The sequence below is a fragment of the Pseudomonas silesiensis genome, assembly GCF_001661075.1.
In the GTDB taxonomy this organism is placed as follows: Bacteria; Pseudomonadota; Gammaproteobacteria; order Pseudomonadales; family Pseudomonadaceae; genus Aquipseudomonas; species Aquipseudomonas silesiensis.
Genome location: NZ_CP014870.1, coordinates 1,151,530 through 1,177,699, shown reverse-complemented (window position 1 = coordinate 1,177,699; position 26,170 = coordinate 1,151,530). Strand labels below are relative to the sequence as shown.

The 26,170-nt window shown below is 61.4% G+C and carries 25 protein-coding genes; 15 read left to right on the top strand and 10 right to left on the bottom strand.

Annotated features, from left to right (window positions below; all coding sequences use genetic code 11):
* Positions 1-71 precede the first annotated feature (71 nt).
* The gene (locus tag PMA3_RS05280) at positions 72-1,166 is read right to left on the bottom strand and encodes a PLP-dependent cysteine synthase family protein (RefSeq protein ID WP_064676180.1); all 1,095 of its coding nucleotides are present in this window, start codon (positions 1,164-1,166) and stop codon (positions 72-74) included.
* A 238-nt stretch (positions 1,167-1,404) separates the two neighbouring features.
* Here PMA3_RS05280 and nhaA point away from each other — a divergent pair, with 238 nt between their 5' ends.
* A complete protein-coding gene (nhaA, locus tag PMA3_RS05275) occupies positions 1,405-2,592 on the top strand; it encodes a Na+/H+ antiporter NhaA (RefSeq protein ID WP_064676179.1) in 1,188 nt (395 codons plus the stop codon).
* Positions 2,593-2,662: 70 nt separating this feature from the next.
* Here the strand turns inward: nhaA and PMA3_RS05270 are convergent, their stop codons facing one another.
* Positions 2,663-3,127, bottom strand: coding sequence for an outer membrane lipoprotein (locus PMA3_RS05270; protein WP_064676178.1), 465 nt, complete (start codon positions 3,125-3,127; stop codon positions 2,663-2,665).
* A gap of 169 nt (positions 3,128-3,296) precedes the next feature.
* Here PMA3_RS05270 and PMA3_RS05265 point away from each other — a divergent pair, with 169 nt between their 5' ends.
* On the top strand, positions 3,297-3,533 hold the full coding sequence (locus PMA3_RS05265) for a hypothetical protein (protein WP_064676177.1): 237 nt from the start codon (positions 3,297-3,299) through the stop codon (positions 3,531-3,533).
* A gap of 5 nt (positions 3,534-3,538) precedes the next feature.
* Here the strand turns inward: PMA3_RS05265 and pdxH are convergent, their stop codons facing one another.
* From pdxH to dinG, 5 genes are all read right to left on the bottom strand, one after another.
* On the bottom strand, positions 3,539-4,183 hold the full coding sequence (gene pdxH / locus PMA3_RS05260) for a pyridoxamine 5'-phosphate oxidase (RefSeq protein ID WP_064676176.1): 645 nt from the start codon (positions 4,181-4,183) through the stop codon (positions 3,539-3,541).
* 24 nt (positions 4,184-4,207) lie between these two features.
* On the bottom strand, positions 4,208-5,299 hold the full coding sequence (locus PMA3_RS05255) for an OmpA family protein (protein WP_064676175.1): 1,092 nt from the start codon (positions 5,297-5,299) through the stop codon (positions 4,208-4,210).
* 118 nt (positions 5,300-5,417) lie between these two features.
* Positions 5,418-6,563, bottom strand: coding sequence for a serine hydrolase domain-containing protein (locus tag PMA3_RS05250; RefSeq protein ID WP_064676174.1), 1,146 nt, complete (start codon positions 6,561-6,563; stop codon positions 5,418-5,420).
* A gap of 96 nt (positions 6,564-6,659) precedes the next feature.
* Positions 6,660-9,134 carry a beta-galactosidase gene (locus tag PMA3_RS05245; RefSeq protein ID WP_064676173.1) on the bottom strand — a complete coding sequence of 825 codons (2,475 nt, stop codon included), beginning with the start codon at positions 9,132-9,134 and terminating at the stop codon, positions 6,660-6,662.
* 96 nt (positions 9,135-9,230) lie between these two features.
* Complete coding sequence (gene dinG / locus PMA3_RS05240; RefSeq protein WP_064676172.1) at positions 9,231-11,375, bottom strand: ATP-dependent DNA helicase DinG; 2,145 nt, start codon at positions 11,373-11,375, stop codon at positions 9,231-9,233.
* A gap of 99 nt (positions 11,376-11,474) precedes the next feature.
* Here dinG and PMA3_RS05235 point away from each other — a divergent pair, with 99 nt between their 5' ends.
* Positions 11,475-11,939 carry a CopD family protein gene (locus PMA3_RS05235; protein ID WP_064676171.1) on the top strand — a complete coding sequence of 155 codons (465 nt, stop codon included), beginning with the start codon at positions 11,475-11,477 and terminating at the stop codon, positions 11,937-11,939.
* A 162-nt stretch (positions 11,940-12,101) separates the two neighbouring features.
* On the opposite strand, the gene PMA3_RS05230 is transcribed toward PMA3_RS05235, so the two are convergent.
* The 3 genes from PMA3_RS05230 to PMA3_RS05220 all read right to left on the bottom strand — a co-directional run bounded on the left by PMA3_RS05230 (position 12,102) and on the right by PMA3_RS05220 (position 14,166).
* Positions 12,102-12,860: a hypothetical protein gene (locus PMA3_RS05230; protein ID WP_064676170.1), complete on the bottom strand. Its 759-nt coding sequence runs from the start codon at positions 12,858-12,860 to the stop codon at positions 12,102-12,104.
* Complete coding sequence (locus PMA3_RS05225; protein ID WP_064676169.1) at positions 12,853-13,131, bottom strand: DUF1145 domain-containing protein; 279 nt, start codon at positions 13,129-13,131, stop codon at positions 12,853-12,855. Before PMA3_RS05225 ends, PMA3_RS05230 begins: the two co-directional genes overlap by 8 nt.
* Before the next feature lie 339 nt (positions 13,132-13,470).
* On the bottom strand, positions 13,471-14,166 hold the full coding sequence (locus PMA3_RS05220) for a PA1041 family peptidoglycan-binding anchor lipoprotein (RefSeq protein ID WP_064676168.1): 696 nt from the start codon (positions 14,164-14,166) through the stop codon (positions 13,471-13,473).
* Between the two features lie 192 nt (positions 14,167-14,358).
* Between PMA3_RS05220 and PMA3_RS05215 the strand changes: the two genes are divergently transcribed.
* The 12 genes from PMA3_RS05215 to PMA3_RS05160 all read left to right on the top strand — a co-directional run bounded on the left by PMA3_RS05215 (position 14,359) and on the right by PMA3_RS05160 (position 26,129).
* Entirely contained in the window at positions 14,359-14,856 is a 498-nt protein-coding gene (locus tag PMA3_RS05215; protein WP_064676167.1) for a DUF6231 family protein, read from the top strand.
* 4 nt (positions 14,857-14,860) lie between these two features.
* Complete coding sequence (locus PMA3_RS05210) at positions 14,861-15,337, top strand: YchJ family protein (RefSeq protein WP_064676166.1); 477 nt, start codon at positions 14,861-14,863, stop codon at positions 15,335-15,337.
* A 34-nt stretch (positions 15,338-15,371) separates the two neighbouring features.
* Entirely contained in the window at positions 15,372-15,866 is a 495-nt protein-coding gene (locus PMA3_RS05205) for an LEA/WHy family protein (protein WP_064676165.1), read from the top strand.
* Complete coding sequence (locus PMA3_RS05200) at positions 15,863-16,072, top strand: SEC-C metal-binding domain-containing protein (RefSeq protein ID WP_064676164.1); 210 nt, start codon at positions 15,863-15,865, stop codon at positions 16,070-16,072. Before PMA3_RS05205 ends, PMA3_RS05200 begins: the two co-directional genes overlap by 4 nt.
* 167 nt (positions 16,073-16,239) lie before the next feature.
* The gene (locus PMA3_RS05195) at positions 16,240-18,690 is read left to right on the top strand and encodes a penicillin acylase family protein (protein WP_064676163.1); all 2,451 of its coding nucleotides are present in this window, start codon (positions 16,240-16,242) and stop codon (positions 18,688-18,690) included.
* Between the two features lie 197 nt (positions 18,691-18,887).
* Positions 18,888-19,925, top strand: a complete 1,038-nt coding sequence (locus tag PMA3_RS05190) for a ligase-associated DNA damage response exonuclease (RefSeq protein WP_064676162.1) — start codon at positions 18,888-18,890, stop codon at positions 19,923-19,925.
* Positions 19,922-21,607, top strand: coding sequence for an ATP-dependent DNA ligase (locus PMA3_RS05185; protein WP_064676161.1), 1,686 nt, complete (start codon positions 19,922-19,924; stop codon positions 21,605-21,607). The genes PMA3_RS05190 and PMA3_RS05185 overlap by 4 nt, the downstream gene beginning before the upstream one ends.
* A 321-nt stretch (positions 21,608-21,928) precedes the next feature.
* Complete coding sequence (locus tag PMA3_RS05180; protein WP_064676160.1) at positions 21,929-22,711, top strand: transporter substrate-binding domain-containing protein; 783 nt, start codon at positions 21,929-21,931, stop codon at positions 22,709-22,711.
* A 56-nt stretch (positions 22,712-22,767) separates the two neighbouring features.
* Positions 22,768-23,496, top strand: coding sequence for an ABC transporter permease (locus tag PMA3_RS05175; protein ID WP_064676159.1), 729 nt, complete (start codon positions 22,768-22,770; stop codon positions 23,494-23,496).
* Positions 23,493-24,203, top strand: a complete 711-nt coding sequence (locus PMA3_RS05170) for an ABC transporter permease (RefSeq protein ID WP_064676158.1) — start codon at positions 23,493-23,495, stop codon at positions 24,201-24,203. The genes PMA3_RS05175 and PMA3_RS05170 overlap by 4 nt, the downstream gene beginning before the upstream one ends.
* Positions 24,204-24,232: 29 nt before the next feature.
* Positions 24,233-25,351: a succinylglutamate desuccinylase/aspartoacylase family protein gene (locus tag PMA3_RS05165; RefSeq protein ID WP_064676157.1), complete on the top strand. Its 1,119-nt coding sequence runs from the start codon at positions 24,233-24,235 to the stop codon at positions 25,349-25,351.
* Positions 25,352-25,364: 13 nt separating this feature from the next.
* On the top strand, positions 25,365-26,129 hold the full coding sequence (locus PMA3_RS05160; protein ID WP_064676156.1) for an ABC transporter ATP-binding protein: 765 nt from the start codon (positions 25,365-25,367) through the stop codon (positions 26,127-26,129).
* The last annotated feature ends 41 nt before the right edge of the window (positions 26,130-26,170 follow it).

The following is a 26,170-nucleotide window of genomic DNA, read 5'->3' as shown; positions in this document are numbered from 1 at the left end:
GGGGTCTATCTGGAAGACCGCATTATCGTTCTTCGCGGGCAAGCCTCGCTCCTACAGGGGTTGTGTCGAGCTTAGATATTGGCGCGGAGTATGGTGTCCGGCAGCGGCTCGCCGCGCTCGACGCTCGCCGCCACCGCGGCCATCAAACCACTCAACTCATACCCCTGGGCCTTGAGCCAATCCTGATCGTAATAGGTGGTCGCATAACGCTCGCCACCATCACACAGAATCGCCACGATAGACCCCGACTCCCCCGCCTCTGCCATCTGCCGGGCCGCCATCAGGGCGCCGATCAGGTTGGTCCCGCTCGATCCGCCCACACGCCGTCCCAAACGTTGCGCCAGGTAATGCATCGCCGCCAGTGACAGGGCGTCCGGCACCTTGACCATCGCATCGATCACCTTGGGCAAAAACGACGCTTCCACCCGGGGCCGACCGATGCCTTCGATCCGCGAACCGTGATCCAGGCGCAGGCTGGCGTCCCCCGTCAGGTAGTAATCGAAAAACACCGAACGTTCGGCATCGGCGCAGAGTACGCGGGTGCAATGCTGACGATAACGCACGTAACGGCCGAGGGTCGCCGTGGTGCCGCCCGTACCGGGACTGGAAATCAGCCAGCTCGGTTCGGGGTGATGTTCGAATCGCATCTGCTGGAAGATCGATTCGGCGATGTTGTTGTTCGCCCGCCAGTCAGTGGCGCGCTCGGCGTAGGTGAACTGATCGATGAAATGCCCGTCGTGCTCGCGCGCCAGGCGTTCGGATTCGGCATAAATCCGCGTCGGATCGTCGACCAGGTGACTCTTGCCGCCGTAGAACGCGATCTGCTCGATCTTCTCTATGGAGGTGCTTGCGGGCATCACCGCAATGAACGGCAATCCCAGCAAACGGGCGAAATACGCTTCGGAAATCGCCGTCGAGCCGCTGGACGCCTCGATCACCGGTGCACCGGGCTTGAGCCAGCCATTACACAGTGCATAGAGGAACAACGAGCGCGCCAACCGGTGTTTCAGGCTACCGGTGGGATGGCTGGATTCGTCCTTGAAATACAACTCGATGCCGGGCAAACCCGGCAGCGGCAACGGGATCAGGTGGGTGTCGGCACTGCGCTGGAAATCGGCTTCGATAATCCGGATGGCTTCGCGGGCCCACTGTCGGTTGTCGCTCATGGTGGTTTTCTCGTCGAGTAGGCCTCTGGCAAGGCTCAATTGACAAGCTTAGGAAGAATCCTACATCACGCACAGATACAGCTGAGGTTCAATACAGCCAGCAACTGCTAGGCTCAGTTCCGTGTTGGCCATAAACCTTGCAACGCTATATAACAAAAAAGAATATAACTTTTGTTTTAACAACTAACGGTACGGGTTAGGGTGTGCCACCTTTTGAATCCATCGATGGAGAGCGACCTTGCCTCTGCGTAGCACTTTCACGCGTTTCTTTCAGTTGGAAGCTGCCAGCGGTCTGTTACTGATCGCCGCTGCAGCCCTGGCTTTGATCATCAATAACTCCCCGCTGTCATGGCTCTATAACGGCCTGCTGGACACCCCCGTGGTCGCCCAGATCGGCGCGCTGAAAATCGCCAAGCCCTTGCTGCTCTGGATCAACGACGGTCTGATGGCCTTGTTCTTCCTGCTGATCGGCCTGGAAGTGAAGCGTGAAGTGCTTGACGGCCAGTTGTCGAAACCTTCGCAGATCGTCCTGCCCGGCGCGGCCGCCATTGGCGGCATGGTGGTGCCGGCGCTGATCTACTGGTTTCTCAACCGGGATAACCCGCCAGCCCTCAGTGGCTGGGCCATTCCGATGGCCACTGATATCGCCTTCGCCCTCGGCGTGCTCGCCCTGCTGGGCAAGCGGGTGCCGGTGTCGCTGAAACTGTTCCTGATGACCCTGGCGATCATTGACGACCTCGGCGCCATCATCGTCATCGCGATTTTCTATTCAGGTGCGCTGTCTACGCTGTCACTGGCGCTGGCGGCAGCCTGCATCGTGGCGCTGATCGCGATGAACCGGCTCGGGGTGGTCAAGCTCGGGCCGTACATGATCATCGGTCTGATCCTGTGGGTCTGCGTTCTCAAAAGCGGTGTCCACGCGACACTGGCCGGCGTGACCCTGGCCTTTTGCATTCCGCTGCGCACCAAAAATGCCGAGCCTTCGCCGCTGCTGACCCTGGAACACGCCCTGCATCCCTGGGTGGCCTACGGCATCCTGCCGCTGTTCGCCTTCGCCAACGCGGGCCTGTCCCTGAGCGGGGTCACCATCGAAAACTTCACCCACGATGTGCCGATGGGCATCGCGGTCGGCCTGCTGCTGGGCAAGATGCTGGGCGTGTTCGGCCTGACCTGGCTGGCGGTGAAAATCGGCATCGCCACCCTGCCCCAAGGCGCCAACTGGGGTCAGGTACTGGGCGTGGCGATCCTCTGCGGCATTGGCTTCACCATGAGTTTGTTTGTCGGCTCCCTGGCGTTTGTGCCGGGTGCCAGCGAATACGCCGGGATGGATCGGATGGGGATTTTGACGGGGTCGATACTGGCGGCGGTGATCGGGTATGCAGTGACGGCGATGGCTAGTCGCAAGAGCGCGCTGCAAACGGCTTAGCGTACAACTGTCCAAAACAAAAAACCCCGACCAGTTCACCTGATCGGGGTTTTCTTTTGCGTTGTTTCGCTTAGTGCGAAACGCGGCTCGTACCATCCACCGTGGCAATCCGCACACGTTCGCCGACACGGAACACTTCGTTTTCCTGAACCTGTTGCACGTAGGCGCGCATGCTGCCGTCGTCTTCACGAACGGTGATTTCCACGCCCTGGGTACGGGTCAGGCCTTCTTCGGTCGCGGAACCGAGCAGACCGCCCGCCACTGCGCCGATGACGGCGGCGACGATGCTGCCGCGACCGCCGCCGATGGCGCTACCGCCGACACCGCCCACGACTGCGCCCGCGGCGCCGCCGATCGGGGTCTTGGTGCCTTCGATTTTTACCGGACGCAATGCTTCAATGGTGCCCATGCGAATCGTCTGCACACGACGCGCTTCGTCACGGGAGTAAGAGTCACCGGTCAGGTTCGATTGGCAGCCAGTGAGCAACATCGCCATGGTCGAAAAAGAAGCAACCAACAGAACAGACTTACGCATAGCATCAACTCCAAAAAGACAGGTAATCATTAAACTCCGCAGCTTGACGCCTGTCACGGCATCGCCCGGATAAAATTGGTTTCATTCAGTTCCGGTACAGACGCCGTCGCGAACTCACCACACACTAGCGGCAAATTTCGGGGTCTGCCCCGCTGATTCAAGGATTGTCATGGATTACTTCATCATTGTCGTCACCACTGTCGCCGGCCTGTACTTCCACTGGTGGCTGTACGTGCGGATCAAACGCTGGATGGACCGCGACCTGGCGTTGGCCCTGGCGGGTAGCGATGAGCATAAAAAAGCCTTCATGCTCCAGCAATTGGCCAGCGCTCAGGCGCAGAAGATCAAGCGTCGGGACCTGCCCCAGTGGCTGGAAGCCGCTGCGGCAGGCTATCCCGGTCGGTAGACTGCTCAGGGTGCCAGACGTTCAAGAATCCAGTTGGTGTCCAGACGGTAGTTGAGGCGATCGTGCAGACGGCTCGGACGGCCCTGCCAGAATTCGATGCGCTCAGGCAGCAGACGATAACCGCCCCAATGCTCGGGGCAGTGCGGCTGAGTGTCGCTGAAGCGTTGCTCGGTGTTCTTGAGCAAGTCTTGCAGTTCGTCACGACCCGCAATCACACGACTTTGCGGTGAAGCCCAGGCACCGAGCCGGCTGCCCAGCGGCCGGACCTGGTAGTAGGCATCGGACTCCTCGGGCGTGACCTTTACCACCCGCCCTTCGATGCGCACCTGGCGCTCCAGGGCCGGCCAGAAAAAGGTCATGGCGGCGAACGGATTCGCTGCAAGGTGCTGGCCCTTGGCGCTGTCGTAGTTGGTGAAAAAGGTGAAGCCCTGCTCGTCCAGCCCCTTGAGCAGCAGAATGCGGCAATGCGGCCGACCGTCCTGATCGACGGTGGCCAGGGTCATGGCGTTGGCTTCCACCGGCGCCTGTTCGGTTTTCACCGCGTCGGCGAACCACTGATGGAACAGCGCGAACGGCTCGGCCGGGGCTTGCGCCTCGGTCAGGCCGTCCCGGGTGTAGTCGCGACGCATATCAGCCAGGCCCTTGGTCATGGCGCATTCCTTTTGGTTAACTAATCACTTTTTTGCAGCATCGGCAGCGGCGACTTTCTTGTCGGCGGCTGCGGCCTTGGCCGGTGCGGTCTTTTTCGCCGGAGTCTTGGCCGGTGTTTTCTTGGCTGGCGCCTTGGCAGCTTTCTTGGCCGGTGCCTTTTTCGCCGCAGGGACTGCCGCTTTCTTCGCTGCGGGTGCCGGGGTAACCGGTGCGACCACTGGCTTGACGTCCTGCGCAGCGACCAGGCGTACAGGCGCCGGCGCTGGCATATTGTACTTGCTCAGCAGCGCCACCATGGTGTTCTGCGGGGTCACCAGCAGTTCCACACGACGGTTCAGGGCACGGCCTTCATTGCTGTCGTTGGCAGCACGCGGGGCTTCGCCGCCCATGCCGCGCAGCATCAGGCGATCACGCTGCAAGCCGCTGAGACGGAAAATCGCGGCCACGGATTGGGCCCGCTCATGGCTCAGTTTCACGTTGGCCGGTGCGGCGCCCGAGGTATCGCTGTGACCGAGCACCAACACGGCGGTCTTTGGATCGACTTCGAGGATTTTTGCAACCCGGGTGAAGGGACCGAGGGTGACCGGCAGCAGCATCGCCGGACGGTCAGGGTTGAACGAACCTTCTACCGGCGCGGTGACCACCAGCACATTTTCACGACGCTCGAGTTGCAGATTGCTGTCTTTGATGGCCGCGCGCAGGCGTGGTTCGTAGTCGTCGAGCCAGGCCTGGGTGACTTTCGGATCAGGCATCGGCACGACTTTGGCGGTGCTTTGCTCCTTACCACCGAATGGCCACCACCATTTACCCCCTGCATCGGCCTGCGCCTTGGCCACTTCGACAGGTTTGGCCTCAGGTTTCACCTCCGGCTTCTTGTCGAGCACCTCTTCGGAGCCAAATGGCCAGTACCAGGGGCTGGCGCTTTCAGCCTTGGCCACCGGCGCGGTTGCGGCAGGCTTCAGAGGGGCCGGTGCCGATGCCGGATCTTTGGCGGCGACTTTGTCGGACGAACCGAACGACCACCAGCTGCTGCCATCCGAGTCATTTTGTGGGGTTTGTGCGCAACCGGTGATGGCGAAGCACAGGGCCAAGGCGAAAGTTTTATTGGATGACATTGGATTTCCACAAAATGAAGTAATGAAAAAAATCAGGTCGGATCAAAAATCCGGATAAACAGACGTTTAGAAAACATAAAGGCCTTTGGGTTCCGGCCCTGGAACCCTCGAGCAGGTTTTACAGACAAGTGGCCAGTACCCGCACCAGCTTTTGCGCTCGCGGATCCATCAAGACGTACGGCCCCAGGGTATTTGTCACAAAACCGAAGGCCACATCGTATTCCGGATCGGCAAAACCGATGGAACCGCCCGCACCCGGATGGCCGAAGGCGCGAGGGCCAAGGCCGTAGGTCGCGTTGGCGACGTCCGGTTGATCAAGCATGCAACCCAGGCCGAAACGGGTCCGGGTCAGTAAAGTCTTGTCTTCGCCGAGGCTGTGTTCGCGAGTCAGCTCGTCGAGCATTTCGCTTTCCAGCAGGCTGCCATCGAGCAGGCCGGCGTAGAACCCGGCCAGGCTGCGGGCATTACCGTGGCCATTGGCGGCTGGCTGCTGCATGCGGCGCCATTCCGGTTTATTGGTGCTGGTCATGATTGACGGCGGGTTGGTGAACGCCCGCGTGCTCATGGCCGTCGGTTCGCGCATCGTCACTTGCAGCAAACGCTGGGCCGCGGCATCGCCGACGTTGCCCTTGCCACGGGCGATGTGCGCCACGCGGTGAAATTCTTCGTCCGCCAGGCCGACATGGAAATCCAGCCCCAACGGCTTGGCAACCCGCGCCACGATCGATTCGCCCGGTCCTCGACCGTCGGCACGCCGCAGCAGCTCGCCGACCAGCCAGCCATACGTGATCGCGGCGTAACCGTGACCTTCCCCCGGCGTCCACCAAGGCGTTTCGGCGGCCAGGGCATCGACCATGGTATGCCAGTCGTAAAGCGCTTCAGGCGCCAGCTGTTCGCGTAGCGCGGGCAGACCGGCCTGGTGGCAGAGCAACTGGCGCAAGGTCACGGACGCTTTGCCGGCGGCGGCGAACTCGGGCCAGTAGCGGGCAACCGGAACATCCAGCTGCAGTTTGCCTTCGGCCACCAGTTGCAGGGCGGTCACGGCGGTAAAAGTCTTGGTGCAGGAGAACAGGTTGGCGAGGGTGTCGCTGTGCCAGGCTTCGGCACCATCCTTGTCGGCACTGCCCGCCCAGAGATCGACCACGGTCTCGCCGCCGACCTGGATGCACAACGCGCCACCACGTTCCTGGGGGTCGTCGAACAACGCCGCGAACGCTTCACGCACCGCTTCGAACTTTAGATCGTAATAACCCTGAATCAGCACCCGCAACTCCCCTGGATAAACGCACTACAAAGTGGCCCGCATTGTTCCAGCCATTGAGGCTTTTGGGAACAGGGGCGGGCCAAGTGGTCGGTCGCCCTACCCCGGTCCCATGCCTGCGTCGCCCTGCTTGCCGCCCTCGGCATCGTGGCTGGCTTTCTCCGCCTCGGCTTTGACCTTCCCGGTCTCCTTACCCAGTTGCTCGACCAACGCCAGGTTGCTTTTGCGCACACTGTCGACGAACCCCTGGAACGGCAGGTCGGTGATGCCCACCAGGCCAAAGTGACCGTTCTCCCCGTCCTGCAGACGCCCGGTCACCGGTTGATCGAGGTACTGGAACCAATGCACCCCGACAATCGACGGTTCCTTCATCGCCTGCTTGAGGAAGTTCGCATAGGCCGGCCCACGGTCTTCTTCTTTGGCCAGTTGCGTCACGCCCCCCCAGAACGGGCCGCGATCCGCGGAGCCGAAGTTGAATTCGGTGATCAGTACCGGCTTGTCCAGACTGCGCAGGGCGGCGAAGTCATAGCCGTCCTGTGGTTGCAGGGTATACATGTTGAAACTCAACACGTCGCAATACTGTGCGCAGGACGCCACGGCTTCCGGCGTGCTGACGGCAAAGCGGCCGCCCAGCAACAGTTGATTCGGCGCATGCCACTTCAGCGAATCGGAAATGGTCTTGAAGTAGGTGTCGGCGAAGACCTTCTGGAAGTACTTGAAGTCGGCTTCGATTTCCGGGTGTTCAGCACTTGGCAGTGGCGGCACGAAGCCCGGGTCTTCCATCAATTCCCAGGCTGGCAGGTCAATGCCCCAGGCTTTGGACAGGCCCGCCTGGTTACGGTACTTGTCCCGCAGTTGCTTGAGGAACGCGCGTTTGGCCGGCACGTCGGTGGTCATTTTCAAGGTGCCATAGGCCAGTGCGTAACGGGCTTTCGGGTCGTCGCCGGGACCGGCCCAGGCCAGTTCGTTATCGGCGAAGTAGCCGATCAGCCACGGATCGTCGCGATGGTCGCGGGCCGCGATGGCCACGGCGCGTTCGGTGGCCATGGCGAACCGCGGATCGAATGGGTCGGGCATGGCCCCCCACCAGTTGGTTCCGGTGCTGATACTGGCGTAATCGCCGACGATCGACAGCGGCAAGGTGTACGGCACGCGGTCGGCGTTGGCCAGTACCGGAGCACTCCAGTTACCGACGGTGTTGAAACCCCAGGCTTGCAGGCGGTCAAGCGCATGGCTGGCCCACAGTTTTTCATCGACCACGGCTTTGCAAGGTTCAGCCACTGCCTGTTCAGCGGTTTTTACGACCGTTGATTCGACGGCATCGGACTTGGCCGCTTCGGCAACACCGGCCTTGGAATCGTTAGCCTCAGGGACAACGGGTTGCTCAACGGTCTTGTCGACCGTCGCTTCGACCGCATCGGCCTGGGCCGCTTCGGCAACCCCGGCCTTGGTTTCGCTGCCCAGGGCACAAGGTTCGCCATACAGGCGCTGCAGGTTGGCCCCATAGAAGTCGTACCAGCGACCGGCGTTGTAGCCACGGCCCTGATCGGCACCATTACCACCGCGGTTGTCGCCTTCGCCGTAGTGGCTGGCCAGGCGCTCATCGGGTTTGGGCAGGGATTCGAACATCCATTCGCGACCGGCGACGTAGGTTCGATTGACGTCCGGGGTCACGCTGTTGACCCCTAGCGAGTAGAACGGATGCCCGTCTGGCGTCACCAGGTACCAGCGACCGTCACGTTTCTCGGTGCGGAAAAAGCCACTGGCCTTGAAGATCGGGCCTTTGTCCAAGCCTCCGAACCTGTCCAACGACGCCTTCTGACGCTCGGCCAGCCAGGTTTTCAGCTGTTGCTGCTCCTTGGCCGCCGCGCTTTTGAGTTGTTCGTCGTTGCCGACCTTCTCTGGCCATTTGGCGCGGGTGGACTGCCCATAAGCGTCCACCAGGCCGCCATAAGCCGCTTTGGTCACCGCTTCGCCTTCCTGCACGCCGAACCGCTCGAGCAGGATGCTCTGGGCGACTTTCGGCTGATCCATCGACAAGGTCACCGACACCACCTGGCTGCGCTCCAGCTCACCCGCGCTGCTGGCCAGCAATACGCGCTGACCGTCAAAGGTCATCGGCATCGGCGGCCCGGCTTTCATGCCCAGGCTCAACGGCGTAAACGGCTGCAGTGGCACCAGCAAGGTTTGCGCCGGGCCGGCCGGTAAATCGATGCGACTGACCAGGGTCTTGCCGTCGTTGCTCTGGATTTTGACGTACAGGGTCACGGCCCAATTCATCGCACTTTGAATCCGCAGGCTCATGAAACCCGACTGCGACCAGTCCCAGGCACCGGTTTGCGGGCTCAGGCGCAAGGTCGGCTGAGCCGCCGGGTTGAACGTCACCCGGCGCAATACCTCGCCTTCGGCCGTTTGCTCGGCGTTGGATTGCGGCAGGCTGGCGTCCTGAGTCGCCACCTGGACCACATCGGCGGGGCGCACAAAGTTGAACAGCGTCTGTTGGCCGGCAGGGGCTGCCAGTACAGGGGCTGCAAACATCAGGGCAAAAACGGCAGGCAACGAACGGCGAATCATGAGAACGAAATTCTCCCTAACGACCTTCAATAGGCCAATGGAAAAGCGATGGTAGAGAGATAGACAACGCGGTGGGCAAAATTGCCCACCGATGTTTCAGGAAATTTCGCGACGGAAAGGTGGCAACGCGTTGAGGATCGCCTTGCCATAGCGCTGGGTCACCAGGCGCCGATCGAGCAAGGTGATGGTGCCGCGGTCTTCTTCGGTACGCAGCAAACGACCACAGGCCTGGACCAGTTTCAGCGAGGCATCCGGCACCGAGATTTCCATGAACGGATTGCCGCCCCGGGCCTCGATCCATTCGGCCAGGGCCGCTTCGACCGGGTCATCGGGCACCGAGAACGGAATCTTGGCGATCACCACGTGTTCGCAATACGCTCCGGGCAAGTCGACCCCTTCGGCGAAGCTCGCCAGGCCGAACAGCACGCTGGAATCCCCACCATCGACCCGCGCCTTGTGCTTGTTCAGGGTTTCCTGTTTCGACAGGTTGCCTTGAATGAACACTTGCTTGCGCCAGTCGCGATCCAGGCCGTCGAACACGTCCTGCATCTGTTTGCGCGAGGAGAACAGCACCAGGGTGCCGCGCGAGCCTTCGACCAGCGCCGGCAAGTCACGGATTATCGCCGCGGTGTGGGCCGGTGCGTCACGCGGATCGGCCTTCAGGTCCGGCACCCGCAGCACGCCAGCGTCGGCGTGGTGGAACGGGCTCGGGACCACGGCGGTGACGGCTTTTTTCGGCAGGCCGGCGCGCATGCGGAAGCGGTCGAATGTACCGAGCGCGGTCAAGGTCGCCGAGGTCACCAACGCCCCGTACGCCACGTTCCACAGATTGCGTCGGAGCATTTCGGCCGCGAGGATCGGGCTGGCGTTGACCTCGATGTCGAACAGCGAACCGCTTTCAGCCAGGGTCAGCCAACGGGCCATGGGCGGGTTGTCTTCCGGGTCCTCGACGGTGAAGGCGGTCCACAGCTCCCAGTTGCCCGAAGAACGGGACAACAGGCTGCCGAACAGCGGATACCACTCTTCCGCCTGGTTGCTGGCGATGCCGATGTTGACCTCGCCGTCCATGCCTTCCTTGAGCAGTTCCGTCAGCCGGGTGAACAGGTCGGTCAGGCGGGCAAAGCCCTTCTTCAGCTCGATGCCCATTTCGCGCATGTGCTCGGGAATCACCCCGCCGACGAAACGGTGGCGCGGCCGCTCGCGGCCTTCGACGTCTTCGCCGGGTTTGAAATCGGCGACCTGCTCGCAGGCGGTGAACATGAACTGTTGCTGGGTCTTGATCTCCCGCGCCAGCTCCGGCACCTGCTCGAGCAACTTGCCCAGATCCCCGGGCAGCGGGTGCTGGGCCAGGAGCTTGGTCAGGTTCTTGGCGGTGGTTTCCAGCCAGTCGGCGGTGGAACGCAGGCGCGTGTAGTGGGCGAAGTGGCCGATGGCCTTGTCCGGCAGGTGATGACCTTCGTCGAAGACGTAGATGGTATCGCGCGGATCGGGCAGCACCGCACCGCCGCCCAGGGCCAGGTCAGCCAGCACCATGTCGTGGTTGGTGACGATGACGTCGACCTTGCCCATGCCTTCGCGGGCCTTGTAGAAGGCGCACTGGCCGAAGTTGGGGCAATGGCGGTTGGTGCACTGGCTGTGATCGGTGGTCAGGCGCGCCCAGTCGGCGTCTTCCAGGGCGGTGGACCAACTGTCGCGGTCGCCGTCCCATTTATTGCCGGCGAGCTTCTCGATCATGCTGGTGAACAGCTTCTGGCTGGCTTCGTCGACCTCGATCTTGAAGCCTTCTTCCTCGAACAGCTGCGCGGTGGCGGTTTGCGCGTGGCCTTCCTGGAGCAGCATGTCGAGCTTGGACAGGCACATGTAGCGCCCGCGCCCCTTGGCCAGGGCGAAGCTGAAATTCAGCCCGCTGTTGCGCATCAGGTCGGGCAGATCCTTGTAGACGATCTGCTCTTGCAGGGCCACGGTGGCCGTGGCAATCACCAGGCGTTTGCCGGCCGCCTTGGCCGTGGGGATGGCCGCGAGGCTGTAGGCCACGGTTTTACCGGTACCGGTGCCGGCTTCCACCGCGACAATCGCGGGGTCGCCACTGCGCCGGCCTTCGTCGTCGGTGTCGATGTCACCGAGGACCTTGGCAATTTCGGCGATCATCAGGCGTTGTCCGTAGCGCGGCTTGAGGCTCTTGGCTTCGAGAAAACGCGAGTAGGCGCCCTGGATCGTGGTTTTGAGTTCGGTGCTGATCATGGATTGTCGGGCGCAAAAAACGCTGGATAAATTTTCAGTGGTTCGGTTCGGTCGCTATCATACCCCGCTAATTAATCCCGCGCAGAACGGAGTACCTCAATGACACCTTTTGGCATCGTTTATACCCTGCATGTCTTGTCCGCCCTGGTCTGGGTCGGCGGCATGTTTTTCGCCTGGATGGTCTTGCGCCCCGCTGCGATGAAGGCACTGGAAGGGCCTGCCCGGTTGAAACTGTGGGTAGAAGTGTTTCAAGGATTTTTCCGCTGGGTCTGGGTGGCGGTGGTGCTTCTGCCGATCAGCGGCGTGGGCATGATCCATCTGCAGTACGCCGGATTTGAAACCGCGCCGCGTTATGTGCAGGTGATGATGGGGTTGTATGTGGTGATGACGGCGCTGTTTATCCGGATCCAGGCGTTGATGTTGCCTGAGTTGCGCATTGCGGTCACGGCGCAGGACTGGCCGGCGGGGGCTGCGGTGCTGGGGAGGATTCGCCGGTTGGTGGGGATCAATCTGATGGTCGGGTTGGTGTTGGTGGCGATTGCTGCGGCGCGGCCGATGTTTTGAGGCGGCTGGTCTGACGTCATCGCGGGCAAGCCACGCTCCCACAGGTCTTGAGTCGTTCACAAATTTGGTGAACGACTCAAACCCTGTGGGAGCGTGCGGTGCGGCGATCCGACTTGCCCGCGAAGGCGATCTAATCGACTACACACACATTCCAGAAACAACCTACAACCGCTGTACAGTCACTGACCCAGCCGCACCCGCAGGCCCCGGCTGGCCATCAGCACCAGGGCGCCCGCTCTTGCCACCGTCGGCCTCGTACACCAGGCAGCCCTTGGCCTTGCCGCCTGCCCCCGGCTTGCCGCCAGGGCCAGCCATGCCACCGGCACCGCCGGCAACCTGGACCTTGATCTGTTCGGCCGGGTAATCGCGTGGCACTTCCAGCCGGACCAGCGCACCGGGTGCCCCCGGCCGGCCGTCGGCGCCATTCGTGCCATCGGCTCCGGGACCCGCCTGGCCCCAGGTGCAACCCGGTGCCTGCCCATTGGCCCCATCCAGACCGACAAAACCCGGTGCGCCGGCGCCACCACGAGCGTCCACCGACAATTGCGGCGCATCCAGCGCCTTGATCTGCACCGTCAGGTTACGCCCGGAACGGGCGGCCTTGAGGTAGGTTCCCGGCGCACCGCGCGCAGTGATCTGGCTGCCTTCGCCCAATCGGGCACGACTGACCTTCAGCGCCAGTGCCTGTTCGCCGGGCACGATCGCGATCCGCGCTTCACGCCCCAGATACAGTTGATCGACAGTCACTTCGGTCACGTTCGAGGGGATCAACAAGGTGCCGTAATCGGCCACTTCCAGGCGTTCCAGGTGCAGGGTGCTGGCGGTGTTGGGCAAGCGCATCAGCGAGTTGGTTTCAACGCTTACCACTTGAGCGCAAGCCAATGGGCTGACGAGTGCGGCGAGCAGACAGAGATTACGCATGGGAAGCCTTCGATACGGTAGGAGCCGGGATGGTTTGCAGGTGGTAGACACCGAAAAAGAGGATCTTCAGGCGATCACGCCAAGGGTGCGCGCGCCCTCTGAGGCTGCGAAAGCAGAACACTGCCTCCAGCAGATGAAGGCCTGCCAGCAGGCTGCCAGCCACATTGACCAACAGGTGCAGCGGATAGACAAACGGCATGAGCAGGTTGGCCAGCACCACCAGCCAGAACAGCAGGGTCAACAGCTTCCCCAGCCACCAGAACACCTTCATACGCGCCCCCGTTGAGAATTATTCTTTGCACGCACAGTAACGGCTTCCGCACGGGATAAGCCAGAGGGCAATGGCAAATTCTTCATGAAGGTGCCGAATGGACGACGGATTGACCAGGGTGGCTGTCCGACGGCTCTATTACGGGCCTCAGCGATTGATGTGCAACTCCACGCGACGGTGACTGGCGCAACCGGTCAACACGCTGCCAGGCAGCAGAACCGGCAAGACGGTCCTTGTGAGAACACTCATGGTGAAAGCTCCTGTGTTACCGGCCGATGCCGGTTACACAGGAGTCAAGACTCGCATCCGCGACTGCACAAGCCACGGAATGCGAGGGTTCTAGCGGTTGATTTTGATCTCGGTGCGACGGTTCTGTGCACGGCCGTCAGCGGTTTTGTTTTCGGCTACCGGCTGGCTTTCACCGGCACCGGCTACGGACACGAAGCTGCTGCGTGGAACGCCTTGGGATATCAGGTATTCGACCACCGAATGCGCACGTCGATCCGACAGTTTCTGGTTGTAGGCATCACTGCCGACGCTGTCGGTGTGGCCGGTGACGGTCAACTGGGCGGTGCTGGCTTCCTGCTTCAGGCGAGTGGCGATGGTGTTGAGAACCTCTTTATCAGAAGCGGTCAGCGTGGCTTTGTCGAACTGGAAATGAACATCGCGGATAACGATGACTTCTTCCTTGACCACAACGGCCTCTTCGACCACTGGCGCAGGCACCGGTGGCGGGCAACCGTCGGCGTCGACCCGTACGCCTGGAGGCGTACCCGGGCACTTGTCGCGGCTGTCCGGCACGCCATCGCCGTCTTCGTCGCCATCACCGTGAACCCAGCAATAGGCCGCAGCCGTGCCGCCGATCAGCAGCGCGCCATACCCTGCCCAAGCCGAACTCTCGGTTGCGCCAAGACCCGCACCAACGACACCACCGACCGCCGCACAGGTCGGCCAGTCGGTTTTCTGCAAACCTGCGCAACCAGTCAACACACTGGTTAGCAGAACCAAGGGTAATGCTGTCCGAACTATGCTCATCTAGTTTTCTCCTGAGGGGATCGGCTTGAAGACCGATTCTAGGGAGTAAAGACCCCACATTTAATCTCCGCCAGCAATAGGCCAGTGCTGTTGGGTCCCGTGTTCGCGGCTGATCGACACTTTTGTCCGTATCAGGCTCTATATAAGGACGTGTGGGCAGGCTAGTCTTGGCGCTCTGATTGAGGATCTTCGATGATTGCAGGTATTTCTTCGCGCACGCCCCAGCAGGCGCTGGCCGCATTGCTTGATCGTTACGCCCCGGCGCGTCTGTTGCTGATTGGCGCCAGCGAATTCCCCGCGCTTGAAGCTTTCAAGCTCGCCCACCCGGACACCTGCGTGGCCCATGCGGCACCTGGCCCCTTGCCGGACGAACTGGCGGCACGCCGGTTTGACCTGGCGCTGGTGGTCGATTGCCTGGAACATTTGCCCAAACGCGATGGCTTGAACCTGTTGGGCGGGATACGCAACCTCAACGCCAGCCGCATCGCGGTGCTGGCGGACTTGCCGGCCAGCGGCTGGCAAGAGACCGACTTCTTCTCCCTGGCCCTGCAAGCCAGCGAGCGCTTCCAGCGCGACGAGCAGGTGCTGACCCTGTTTACCTATGATCTGCTTGACTACAAACAAGTACCCGACTGGCTCAATTCGAGGTTCTGGGCCAATCCGGAAAATTTCGGGAAATATTGGTGGTAATGCAATGAGTACATCCATTTGCCCCTGCGGCAGCGGCACCCTGCTTGACGCCTGCTGCGGTCATTACCACGCCGGGCATCCGGCGCCCTGTGCCGAAGCCTTGATGCGTTCGCGCTACAGCGCCTATGTGCTGGGCCTGGTCGATTATCTGGTGGCGACGACCCTGCCCGCGCAACAAGCGGGGCTGGACCGCCAGTCCATCAGCGACTGGAGTGCCCAAAGCACCTGGCTGGGCCTGGACGTGGAAAGCACCGAGGTCCTCGGCGGTCTGCCGGAACACGCATTCGTCACCTTCACGGCGCACTGGCACGACGGCGGCGGTGAACACAGCCACCGTGAGCGCTCGTCGTTCGTGCAGAACGCCGGCCGTTGGTACTTCATCGATCCTACCGTGCAACTCAAGACGGGGCGCAACGATGCCTGCCCGTGCGCCAGCGGGCAGAAGTTCAAGAAGTGTTGCGCGGGGTATTTCGCTACTTGAGGGGCTAAACTGGAGTTCAAGGGAGAACACGACCATGATCACCCGACGACTCGTACTTTATCTCTGTACGCTGCTCCTGTTTTCGGGGCTCGGCGGCTGTGTGTCATGGTTCAGCTACGACGGGCCGGAGCCGGAAGTGCACCTGGTCAAGGTCGAAGTCGTCCAGGCCAAACTGATGCAACAACGATTCCTCCTGTACTTTCGCGTCGACAACCGCAACGACAGCGACCTGACGGTGCGTGGCCTCGAATACCGGATTCACCTGGGCGACATGCTGCTGACCGAAGGCGAGCACGAGCACTGGTTTACGGTCGGTCCCAAGCGCAGCGCCTACTTCAAGGTGCCGATCCGCACCAACCTGTGGCCCAAGGTCCGGGACGTGGTGAAACTGCTGAAGAAACCCGATCAGCCCATCCCCTATCGACTGGAGGGTGAAATGGAAACCGGTTTATTCATCGCGCACTACGTGCACCTGGCGCGCAATGGCGTGATAATCCCCGCCGATTTAATTCCGGAGCAACTTCGATGACCCAGCAACCCCATGTCCATGGCCCTGACTGCAACCACGATCATGACCATCACGAGCACCATGATCACGACCATGGCCATGTCCACGGCCCGAACTGCGGCCACGCCCACCAGGAACCGGTGCGCAATGCCCTGAAAGACGTCGGCCGCAACGACCCTTGCCCGTGCGGCAACGGCAAGAAATTCAAGAAGTGCCACGGGGCTTGAGGCTTCGGGCGAAGACCTTCTTCGCCTGTTGAATCGCCTTCTCGAGCAGGCTCGCTCCCACAGGGGCCTGCGAACGAGCGAAATAACCTTGCCCCCCGCTTGCACACCCTCCTCCTGCTCACTAACGTAGCGCCTTTAATGACGCTACCCCCCGCAGGAGCTTTGCCATGGCCTCGCCAGCCCTCATACATTTTCTTCCCCGGTTCGGCGTTGCCGCAGCAGTGGCCGGTGTCTTGAGCCTGACCGGTTGTCAGACCAGGAACACCCAGGACTCCCTCCCGCCGTCCGTCGGCGTGCAACCGCTCAAAGGACTGGCGCAGAACGTTTCGGTACGACGCAACGCCATGGGCGTGCCGTTGATCGAAAGCAACAGTTTCCATGACGCGCTGTTTTCCCTTGGCTATGTGCACGCCACGGACCGTGTCACCCAAATGGTGACCCTGCGCCTGCTGGCCCAGGGCCGTCTGGCGGAGATGTCCGGTCCGGACTTGCTGGACGCCGACCGCTACATGCGCGCGGTCAACCTGAAGAAAAGCGCCGGTGAGCTGTACAAAGCGTCTTCGCCGCGCCTCAAGCGCTTTTTCGAAGTCTATGCACGCGGTGTCAACGCCTACCTGTTCCGTTACCGCGACAAGCTGCCGGCGGACCTCGCCGCCACCGGCTACAAACCTGAATACTGGAAACCGGAAGACTCGGCGCTGATTTTCTGCCTGTTTAATTTCAGCCAATCGGCCAACCTGCCGGAAGAAATTGCCTCGCTGATGCTGGCGCAGACAGTGACCGCCGACAAACTGCCGTGGCTGACGCCCTCCGCGCCCGATGAAAAACTGCCGGTGGCCGAAGCCGAAAAACTTCAGGGTATCAAGCTCAACGGGCAGATCCCGGGCCTGGCTGACATCAGCAAAGCCACCGCCCAACTGTCCGATCTGAACCTGCTGGGCGGCACTTCATCGAACAACTGGGCGATCGCCCCGCAACGCAGCCGTAGCGGTAAGAGCCTGCTGGCCAGCGACAGCCATGGATCCCTGGGCGTGCCGTCGTTGTACACCTACGTGCAGATTCGCGCGCCGAAGTACCAGGCGTCCGGCATGACCATCGCCGGATTGCCGATGGTATTGAGTGGTTACAACGGCAAGGTGGCCTGGAGCATGACCTCGGTCATGGGCGATAACCAGGACCTGTTCCTGGAAAAAATCAAACGCCAGGGCAATGGTCTTTCCTACGACGTCGGCGGCAAATGGCAGCCGGTGATCGTGCGCAACGAGAGCTATTTCGTCAAAGGCCAGCGGTCGATTCGCGAAGCGGTGTACGAAACTCGCCATGGCCCGCTGCTCAACAGTGCTCAAGGCACCGCGCTGGCCAACGGCTTCGGCCTGGCCTTGCAGACGCCGAACTTCACCGACGACAAGACCCTGGACGCCTTTTTCGACCTGTCCCGGGCGCAGAACGTCGAAAAAGCCTCGGATGCCAGCCGCGAAATTCGCGCTATTGCCCTGAACCTGGTCTTTGCTGACGCGCGCAATATTGGCTGGCAAGTGACCGGTCGCTACCCGAACCGCCGCGAGGGCGAAGGCCTGCTGCCCTCCCCTGGCTGGGAAGGCCGTTACGATTGGGATGGTTACGCCGACCCGATGCTGCACCCCTACGACCAGGACCCGGCCCAAGGCTGGCTCGGCACCGCCAACCAGCGGGTCATCCCCCATGGCTACGGCATGCAGCTGTCCAATTCCTGGTCGGCACCGGAACGTGGCGAGCGCATGGCCGAGCTGGCCGGTGCGGGCAAACACGACACCCGCAGCCTGATCGCCATGCAATACGATCAGACCACCACCTTCGCCGCCAAGCTGAAAAAAACCTTCCAGGCACCCGGCATGGCCCAACCGCTCAAGCAAGCCATCGAAGCGCTGCCGGAGGCCGATCGCGGCAAGGCGCGCGAGGCTTACACCCGCTTGATGGCGTTCGACGGCAAACTCAACCCGGGCTCCGCCGACGCGGCAATCTACGAACTGTTCCTCCAGGAAAGCACCCGGCAGACCTTCCTCGACGAACTGGGCCCGGACACCGGCCCGGCGTGGAAAGCCTTTATCGCCAACGGCAAGTTGTCCTACGCCGCCCAGGCCGATCACCTGCTGGGCCGCGAGGACAGTCCATTCTGGGATGACGTTCGCACGCCGCAGAAAGAAGACAAACCGGCGATTCTCGCTCGCAGTCTCGCGGCGGCTATCAGCGCCGGTGACAGTCAGTTGGGGGGCGATCGCAAAGCCTGGCAGTGGGGCAAGTTGCACCGCTACGAATGGAAGAACGCCCGCGGCCAGACCGTGCGCGGTCCGTTGCCGGCTGGAGGCGATCACACCACCCTCAACACGGCGGCGTTTACCTGGGGCCAGGATTTCAACACCACCCTGGCGCCGGCCGTGCGCCTGATCGTCGACTTCGCCCAGGCTGAACCGCTGATGGGGCAGAACAGCACAGGCCAGTCCGGCAACCCGGCGAGTGCGAACTACCTGGACAGCATCGATCCGTGGCTCAAAGGCCAGTACATGAGCTTGCCGATGCAGCCGCAGAACTTTGACAAGGTGTATGGGAGCAAACGGTTGACCCTGACGCCGGGTAAATAACCTCACCCCAGACAATGTGGGAGCGAGCTTGCTCGCGATAGCGGTCTGTCAGTCACCATCAGCGGTGTCTGTCAGGGCCCCATCGCGAGCAAGCTCGCTCCCACAGTTGGAATGTCGTTTGTCCGTTAAAAATCGATAGAACTTCTCGCCTCGCGCCAACCTCATAGCTAACAACCCCTCCATTTTTGGTAACAAACATGGACCTTGTTATCGCCCGCCCCGAAGGTCTGTACTGCCCCGCCGGGGATTTCTACATCGACCCCTGGCGCCCGGTCGAACGGGCGGTCATCACCCACGCCCACGGCGACCATGCCAAAGGCGGCAACCAGCACTATCTGGCGGCGGCTCCCGGAGAAGGCATCCTGCGCTCGCGCCTGGGGATGGACATCAATCTGCAAACCCTGCCTTACGACCTGCCCCTGACTCACCACGGCGTGACCCTGAGCTTTCATCCCGCAGGGCATGTGCTCGGTTCGGCCCAGGTGCGGCTGGAATATGGCGGCGAAGTCTGGGTCGCCTCGGGGGATTACAAGATCGAGCCTGACGGCACCTGCGCACCGTTCGAACCCGTACGCTGCGACACCTTCATCACCGAATCGACCTTCGGCCTGCCGATTTATCGCTGGCAGCCCCAGGCGCAGGTGTTTGCCGAGATCAATCAGTGGTGGCAAGCCAACGCCGCCGCCGACAAGGCCAGCGTGTTGTTCTGTTACTCCTTCGGCAAAGCTCAGCGCATTCTCCACGGTATCGACGCCAGCATTGGCCCCATCCTGGTGCACGGTGCGGTAGAGCCATTGAACCGTGTGTATCGCGACAGTGGTGTTTATCTGCCACCCACGATCTACGCCGGCGAAGTGAAAAAGAGCGACCCCATGATGCGCAAGGCGTTGGTGCTGGCCCCGCCTTCGGCAGGCGGCAGCACCTGGATGCGACGTTTCGGTGACTACAGTGACGGCTTTGCCAGCGGTTGGATGCGCTTGCGCGGCACTCGCCGGCGCCGCGGCGTGGACCGCGGCTTTGTCTTGTCCGACCACGCCGACTGGCCGGGGCTGCTGTGGGCCATCGAGCAAACCGGTGCCGAACGGGTCATGGTCACCCACGGCTCGGTCGGGGTATTGGTGCGCCACCTGTGCGAGCTGGGACTCGATGCGCAAAGTTTCAATACCGAGTACGGCGACGATGAGGAAGAAAGCCCGGTAACAGAGGAGCCAGAAAATGCCGAGGTACTGACATGAAGACCTTCGCCCAGTTGTACGCCGAGCTGGACGCCACGACATCGAGTAACGCCAAGCTGGCGGCGATGCAACATTACTTCGCCGAGGCTGCCCCCGAAGATGCCGCCTGGGCGGTTTATTTTTTGTCCGGTGGGCGCCCCAGGCAACTGGTGCCGGTGCGCATCCTGCGCGAAGTGGCGGTAGCATTTTCCGGCCTGTCGCCATGGCTGTTCGAGGAGAGTTATCAAGCCGTCGGCGATCTGGCGGAAACCATCTCGCTGGTGTTGCCAGAAGCGTCCCACAGTTCCACCGACGGGTTGGCGGTGTGGATCGAAGATAAGCTGCTGCCACTGCGTGGCGCGCCACCGCAAGTGCTCGCCGAACAGCTTCCCGGGCTTTGGTCGCAACTGGACCGCCCCAGCCTGATGCTCTGCATCAAACTGATCACCGGCAGTTTCCGGGTCGGCGTCTCCAAGTTGCTGGTGACCCGCGCGCTGGCCTCCATGGCGCACCTCGATAGCAAACGCGTGGCACAGCGGCTGGTGGGCTATACCGATCTGTCCAACCGTCCGAGCGCGGCCAGTTATTTGAAGCTGATCGCCGCCGAATCGTCCGACGAGCATGCGCAACGGGGCGGCCAGCCCTATCCGTTTTTTCTGGCCCATGCGCTGTCACAGCCGGTCGAACAGTTCGAAGCCCTGCTCGGCCCCGCCAGCCACTGGCAAGTGGAGTGGAAATGGGACGGCATACGCGCGCAAGTGGTCAAGCGCGACGGCCGACTCTGGATCTGGTCCCGCGGTGAAGAACTGGTCACCGAGCGCTTTCCCGAACTCGAGAGCCTGGTTCACCTGCCCGATGGCACCGTGATCGACGGTGAGATCGTTGCCTGGAAAACCGCGCGACCGGACACCGAGGATGCCTTCGATCCACATGTGCCAACCGCACCCGCGGTGCAACCGTTCGCCCTGCTGCAACAGCGGATCGGTCGCAAGACCCTCGGCAAGAAAATCCTCGACGAGGTGCCGGTGGTCGTTCTCGCCTACGACTTGCTGGAATGGCAAGGCGAAGATTGGCGCAATCAGCCTCAGGTCACACGTCGCACGCAGCTGGAACAGGTGATCAGCGCCTCCGCCAGCCCCGTCCTGCTGCCCTCGCCCGTGCTCATCGGCGAAGACTGGTTCGACCTCGCCCGGCAACGGGAAGCCTCCCGAAGCCTGGGTGTCGAGGGCATGATGCTCAAGGCCCGGGATGCACTGTATGGCGTCGGTCGAACCAAGGACATGGGCGTCTGGTGGAAATGGAAAGTCGACCCGTTCAGCGTCGATGCCGTGCTGATATACGCCCAACGTGGCCATGGCCGCCGCGCCAGTCTCTACAGCGATTACACCTTCGCCGTCTGGGATGGCCCGGCCGATGCCAGCGAACGCACGCTGGTGCCGTTCGCCAAGGCGTATTCGGGACTGACGGATGAAGAAATGCGCCAGGTCGACAGTATTGTACGCAAGACCACGGTGGAGAAATTCGGGCCGGTGAGCAGCGTGAAACCGAGCCTGGTGTTTGAGCTGGGATTTGAAGGGATCGCCTTGTCCAAGCGTCATAAAAGCGGGATTGCGGTGCGGTTTCCGCGGATGTTGCGGTGGCGGCAGGACAAGTCGGTCGAGGAGGCTGACAACCTCGGCACCCTCCAGGATTTATTGGGCTGACCGATCTCCTGTGGGAGCGGGCTTGCTCGCGAATAGGGAGTGTCAGTCGATATGAATGCTCCTGACGCACCGCTTTCGTCGGAACGCCGCCCGGAGCAAGCCCGCTCCCACATGGTTTGCTCCATCCTGAACCAGATGGGTGCAGCTATATTCCAACGCCCATTTCCGTGCATAAATCCCTCCCCTTCATTTCTTGAACTACCTTTTAAACGCTTGTTCGGGACTCTGGTTCGGAAATTGCTACTTCCATGGGGTCTTACGCTTACCAGTAACAATAATTCTGCGCCACAAGCGCTCATATTGGTTTTTAGGGATTAAAGAATGAAAAAAGCATTGCTGACCCTTTCTGCACTGGCGTTGTGCGTGGCAGCTGGCTCCGCGCTGGCCAAGGAATACAAGGAATTGCGTTTTGGCGTCGACCCTTCCTATGCCCCGTTTGAATCGAAAGCGGCCAACGGTAGCCTGGTGGGCTTCGACATCGATCTGGGGAACGCGATCTGCGCCGAGTTGAAGGTCAAGTGCAAATGGGTCGAAAGCGATTTCGACGGCATGATTCCTGGCCTGAAGGCCAATAAATTCGACGGCGTGATCTCGTCGATGACCGTCACACCCGCTCGCGAAAAAGTCATCGACTTCTCCGATGAGCTGTTCTCCGGCCCAACCGCCTATGTGTTCAAGAAGGGTTCCGGCCTGAGCGAAGATGTCGCTTCGTTGAAGGGCAAGACCGTAGGCTACGAGCAAGGCACCATTCAGGAAGCCTACGCCAAGGCCGTGCTGGACAAGGCCGGGGTGAAAACCCAGGCCTATCAGAACCAGGACCAGGTGTATTCCGACCTGATGTCTGGCCGCCTCGACGGGGCTATCCAGGACATGCTGCAAGCCGAACTGGGCTTCCTGAAGTCGCCAAAAGGCAGCGATTACGAAGTCAGCAAACCGGTCGACAGCGAATTGCTGCCGTCCAAGACAGCGATCGGTATCTCTAAAGGTAACAAAGACCTCCACGCACTTTTGAATAAAGGTATCAAAGCGTTACACGACGATGGCACCTACGCCACCATTCAAAAGAAACACTTCGGCGACCTGAATCTGCACAGCGGCAACTAATGCCCGGCGCCCATCTCGCGATGGGCGCTTTTTTCATCCGATCAGGTTGCTGATTTATGTTCGAAAACCTCCTGCAAAACCTGGGGCTCTCAGCCTTCAGCCTCAAGGGCTTCGGCCCGCTGCTGATGGAAGGCACCTGGATGACCATCAAGTTATCGGTGTTGTCGCTGTTGGTGGCCGTGTTGCTCGGCTTGCTCGGTGCCAGTGCCAAGCTGTCAAAAGTCAAACTGGTACGGATCCCGGCCCAGCTCTACACCACGCTGATCCGCGGCGTGCCGGACCTGGTGCTGATGCTGTTGATCTTCTACAGCCTGCAAACCTGGTTGACGACCTTTACCGATTTCATGGAATGGGAATACATCGAGATCAACCCGTTCAGCGCCGGGGTCATCACCCTGGGCTTCATCTATGGTGCGTATTTCACTGAAACCTTCCGTGGCGCGATCCTCGCGGTTCCACGGGGCCAGGTCGAAGCCGCCACCGCCTATGGCCTAAAACGGGGCCAGCGTTTCCGAATCGTGGTGTTCCCGCAAATGATGCGCTTCGCCCTGCCCGGGATCGGCAACAACTGGATGGTGATGCTCAAGGCCACCGCGCTGGTCTCGATCATCGGCCTGGCCGATCTGGTCAAGGCGGCCCAGGACGCCGGCAAAAGCACCTATCAACTGTTTTATTTCCTGGTGCTTGCCGCGCTGATTTACCTGCTGATCACCAGCGCCTCCAATTTTGTCCTGCGCTGGCTTGAACGCCGATACGCCGCCGGTTCCCGGGAGGCCGTACGATGATCGAACTCTTGCAGGAATACTGGCGACCTTTTCTCTACACCGACGGCTACAACATCACCGGTCTGGCCATGACCCTGTGGCTGCTCAGCGCCTCGATCTTCATCGGTTTCCTGGTGTCGATCCCGTTGTCCATCGCCCGGGTTTCACCCAACGCCTGGATTCGCTGGCCGGTGCAGTTCTACACCTACCTGTTCCGCGGTACGCCGTTGTATATCCAGCTGCTGATCTGCTACACCGGTATCTACAGCCTGGCCGCCGTGCGTGCCCAGCCCGTGCTCGATGCGTTCTTTCGCGATGCCATGAACTGCACGATCCTGGCGTTCGCCCTGAACACCTGCGCCTACACCACGGAGATTTTTGCCGGGGCGATTCGCAGCATGGCCCATGGTGAAGTCGAAGCGGCCAAGGCTTATGGGCTGACGGGCTGGAAGCTGTATGCCTACGTGATCATGCCGTCGGCCCTGCGTCGCTCGTTGCCTTATTACAGCAACGAAGTGATTCTGATGCTGCACTCGACCACCGTGGCGTTCACCGCGACCATCCCGGATGTCCTGAAAGTCGCGCGGGACGCCAACTCGGCGACCTTCCTGACCTTCCAGTCGTTCGGCATCGCTGCGCTGATCTACCTGACCGTTACCTTTGCGCTGGTCGGCCTGTTTCGCCTCGCCGAACGCCGGTGGCTGGCATTCCTCGGGCCGACCCACTAGGACCCGCTTTCAGAAATAAAGAGACGAACATGCGCCACCAGATTCATGACCTGCTGGCCCCTCTGCCGGGGACCGCACGCCAGATTCACAGCTTCCACTTCGGCCCGCCGTCGGCCAAGGGCAAGATCTACATCCAGTCATCCCTGCATGCCGACGAAATGCCCGGCATGCTGGTGGCCTGGCACCTCAAGCAGCGTCTGGCAGAACTTGAGGCCGCCGGGCGCCTGCGCAGCGAAATCGTGCTGGTGCCGGTGGCCAATCCGGTCGGACTGGAACAGGTGCTGATGGATGTCCCCTTGGGCCGCTACGACCTGGAGAGCGGGCAGAACTTCAACCGCTGGTTCGTCGATTTGAGCGAAGAAGTCGGCAATGCGATCGAAGGCCAGCTCGGCGACGATCCGCAGCGTAACCTCGAACTGATCCGCGCCAGCCTGCGTGACGCACTGGCGCGCCAGAGCGCCACCACCCAACTGCAGTCCCAGCGCCTGATCCTGCAACGGCTGGCCTGCGATGCCGATATGGTGCTGGACCTGCATTGCGATTTCGAAGCGGTCGCCCACCTCTACACCACGCCCGAAGCCTGGTCGCAGGTCGAGCCACTGGCCCGTTACATCGGTGCCGAAGCCTGCCTGCTGGCCACCGATTCTGGCGGCCAGTCGTTCGATGAATGCTTCACCCTGCTCTGGTGGCAGCTCCAGGAACGCTTTGGCGAACACTTCGACATTCCCCAGGGGAGCTTTTCGGTCACCGTCGAACTGCGCGGCCAAGGCGACGTCAATCACCCGCTGGCCAGCCTCGACTGCCAGGCACTGATCGACTACCTGACTCATTACGGCGCGATTGCCGGCGAACCGGCGCCACTGCCCGCCCTGCCCTACCCGGCCACGCCGCTGGCGGGTGTGGAGCCGGTGGCAACCCCGGTCGGCGGACTGCTGGTGTTCACGGCGTTGCCGGGGCAGTACCTGGAAGCCGGGCAACTGATCGCCGAAATCATCGACCCGATCAATGATCGCGTCACCCCCGTTCATTGCACCGCCGCCGGGCTGATGTACGCCCGTTCGCTGCGACGCATGGCCACTGCCGGGATGGTGATCGCGCACGTCGCGGGCATCGAAGCCTATCGTAGCGGCTATCTACTTTCGCCTTGAGGATGCATGCCCCATGTACAAACTGACCATCGAAGGTCTGCACAAGAGCTATGGCGACCATCATGTGCTCAAAGGCGTTTCGCTCAAGGCCAATACCGGCGACGTCATCAGCCTGATTGGCGCCAGTGGCTCGGGCAAAAGCACGTTTCTGCGTTGTATCAATTTTCTTGAACAACCCAACGAGGGCACCATGAGCCTCGATGGCCAGAACATCCGCATGGTCAAGGACCGCCACGGCATCCATGTTGCCGACGCCGATGAACTGCAGCGGATCCGCACCCGCCTGGCCATGGTGTTCCAGCATTTCAACCTGTGGAGCCACATGACGGTGCTGGAGAACATCACCATGGCACCTCGCCGGGTGCTGGGTTGCGACAAGAAAGAAGCCGAGGACCGCGCCCGACGCTATCTGGACAAGGTCGGCCTGGCGGCGCGGGTGGCCGATCAATACCCGGCGTTCCTGTCCGGCGGTCAGCAGCAGCGGGTCGCCATTGCCCGCGCACTGGCCATGGAGCCGGAAGTCATGCTGTTCGACGAACCGACCTCGGCGCTCGATCCGGAACTGGTCGGTGAAGTGCTCAAGGTGATCCAGGGCCTGGCCGAAGAAGGCCGGACCATGATCATGGTCACCCACGAAATGAGCTTCGCCCGCAAGGTATCGAGCCAGGTGCTGTTTCTGCACCAAGGGCTGGTCGAGGAGGAAGGCGCCCCGGATGAGGTGCTGGGCAATCCGAAAAGTGAACGGCTAAAGCAGTTCCTCAGCGGCAACCTGAAGTAGCGTACGCCTCCCTGTAGGAGCCAGGCTTGCCGGCGAAGGCG

Coding starts and splice junctions, on each gene's coding strand:
- PMA3_RS05265 (WP_064676177.1), top strand. CDS start 3,297: ATGGATTACTTCATCATTGTCGTCACCACTGTCGCCGGCCTGTACTTC.
- PMA3_RS05175 (WP_064676159.1), top strand. CDS start 22,768: ATGTTCGAAAACCTCCTGCAAAACCTGGGGCTCTCAGCCTTCAGCCTC.
- PMA3_RS05215 (WP_064676167.1), top strand. CDS start 14,359: ATGATTGCAGGTATTTCTTCGCGCACGCCCCAGCAGGCGCTGGCCGCA.
- PMA3_RS05270 (WP_064676178.1), bottom strand. CDS start 3,127: ATGCGTAAGTCTGTTCTGTTGGTTGCTTCTTTTTCGACCATGGCGATG.
- PMA3_RS05210 (WP_064676166.1), top strand. CDS start 14,861: ATGAGTACATCCATTTGCCCCTGCGGCAGCGGCACCCTGCTTGACGCC.
- PMA3_RS05225 (WP_064676169.1), bottom strand. CDS start 13,131: ATGAAGGTGTTCTGGTGGCTGGGGAAGCTGTTGACCCTGCTGTTCTGG.
- PMA3_RS05235 (WP_064676171.1), top strand. CDS start 11,475: ATGACACCTTTTGGCATCGTTTATACCCTGCATGTCTTGTCCGCCCTG.
- PMA3_RS05185 (WP_064676161.1), top strand. CDS start 19,922: ATGAAGACCTTCGCCCAGTTGTACGCCGAGCTGGACGCCACGACATCG.
- dinG (WP_064676172.1), bottom strand. CDS start 11,375: ATGATCAGCACCGAACTCAAAACCACGATCCAGGGCGCCTACTCGCGT.
- PMA3_RS05160 (WP_064676156.1), top strand. CDS start 25,365: ATGTACAAACTGACCATCGAAGGTCTGCACAAGAGCTATGGCGACCAT.
- PMA3_RS05205 (WP_064676165.1), top strand. CDS start 15,372: ATGATCACCCGACGACTCGTACTTTATCTCTGTACGCTGCTCCTGTTT.
- PMA3_RS05255 (WP_064676175.1), bottom strand. CDS start 5,299: ATGTCATCCAATAAAACTTTCGCCTTGGCCCTGTGCTTCGCCATCACC.
- PMA3_RS05170 (WP_064676158.1), top strand. CDS start 23,493: ATGATCGAACTCTTGCAGGAATACTGGCGACCTTTTCTCTACACCGAC.
- pdxH (WP_064676176.1), bottom strand. CDS start 4,183: ATGACCAAGGGCCTGGCTGATATGCGTCGCGACTACACCCGGGACGGC.
- PMA3_RS05200 (WP_064676164.1), top strand. CDS start 15,863: ATGACCCAGCAACCCCATGTCCATGGCCCTGACTGCAACCACGATCAT.
- PMA3_RS05180 (WP_064676160.1), top strand. CDS start 21,929: ATGAAAAAAGCATTGCTGACCCTTTCTGCACTGGCGTTGTGCGTGGCA.
- PMA3_RS05195 (WP_064676163.1), top strand. CDS start 16,240: ATGGCCTCGCCAGCCCTCATACATTTTCTTCCCCGGTTCGGCGTTGCC.
- PMA3_RS05190 (WP_064676162.1), top strand. CDS start 18,888: ATGGACCTTGTTATCGCCCGCCCCGAAGGTCTGTACTGCCCCGCCGGG.
- PMA3_RS05245 (WP_064676173.1), bottom strand. CDS start 9,134: ATGATTCGCCGTTCGTTGCCTGCCGTTTTTGCCCTGATGTTTGCAGCC.
- PMA3_RS05230 (WP_064676170.1), bottom strand. CDS start 12,860: ATGCGTAATCTCTGTCTGCTCGCCGCACTCGTCAGCCCATTGGCTTGC.
- PMA3_RS05280 (WP_064676180.1), bottom strand. CDS start 1,166: ATGAGCGACAACCGACAGTGGGCCCGCGAAGCCATCCGGATTATCGAA.
- PMA3_RS05165 (WP_064676157.1), top strand. CDS start 24,233: ATGCGCCACCAGATTCATGACCTGCTGGCCCCTCTGCCGGGGACCGCA.
- PMA3_RS05220 (WP_064676168.1), bottom strand. CDS start 14,166: ATGAGCATAGTTCGGACAGCATTACCCTTGGTTCTGCTAACCAGTGTG.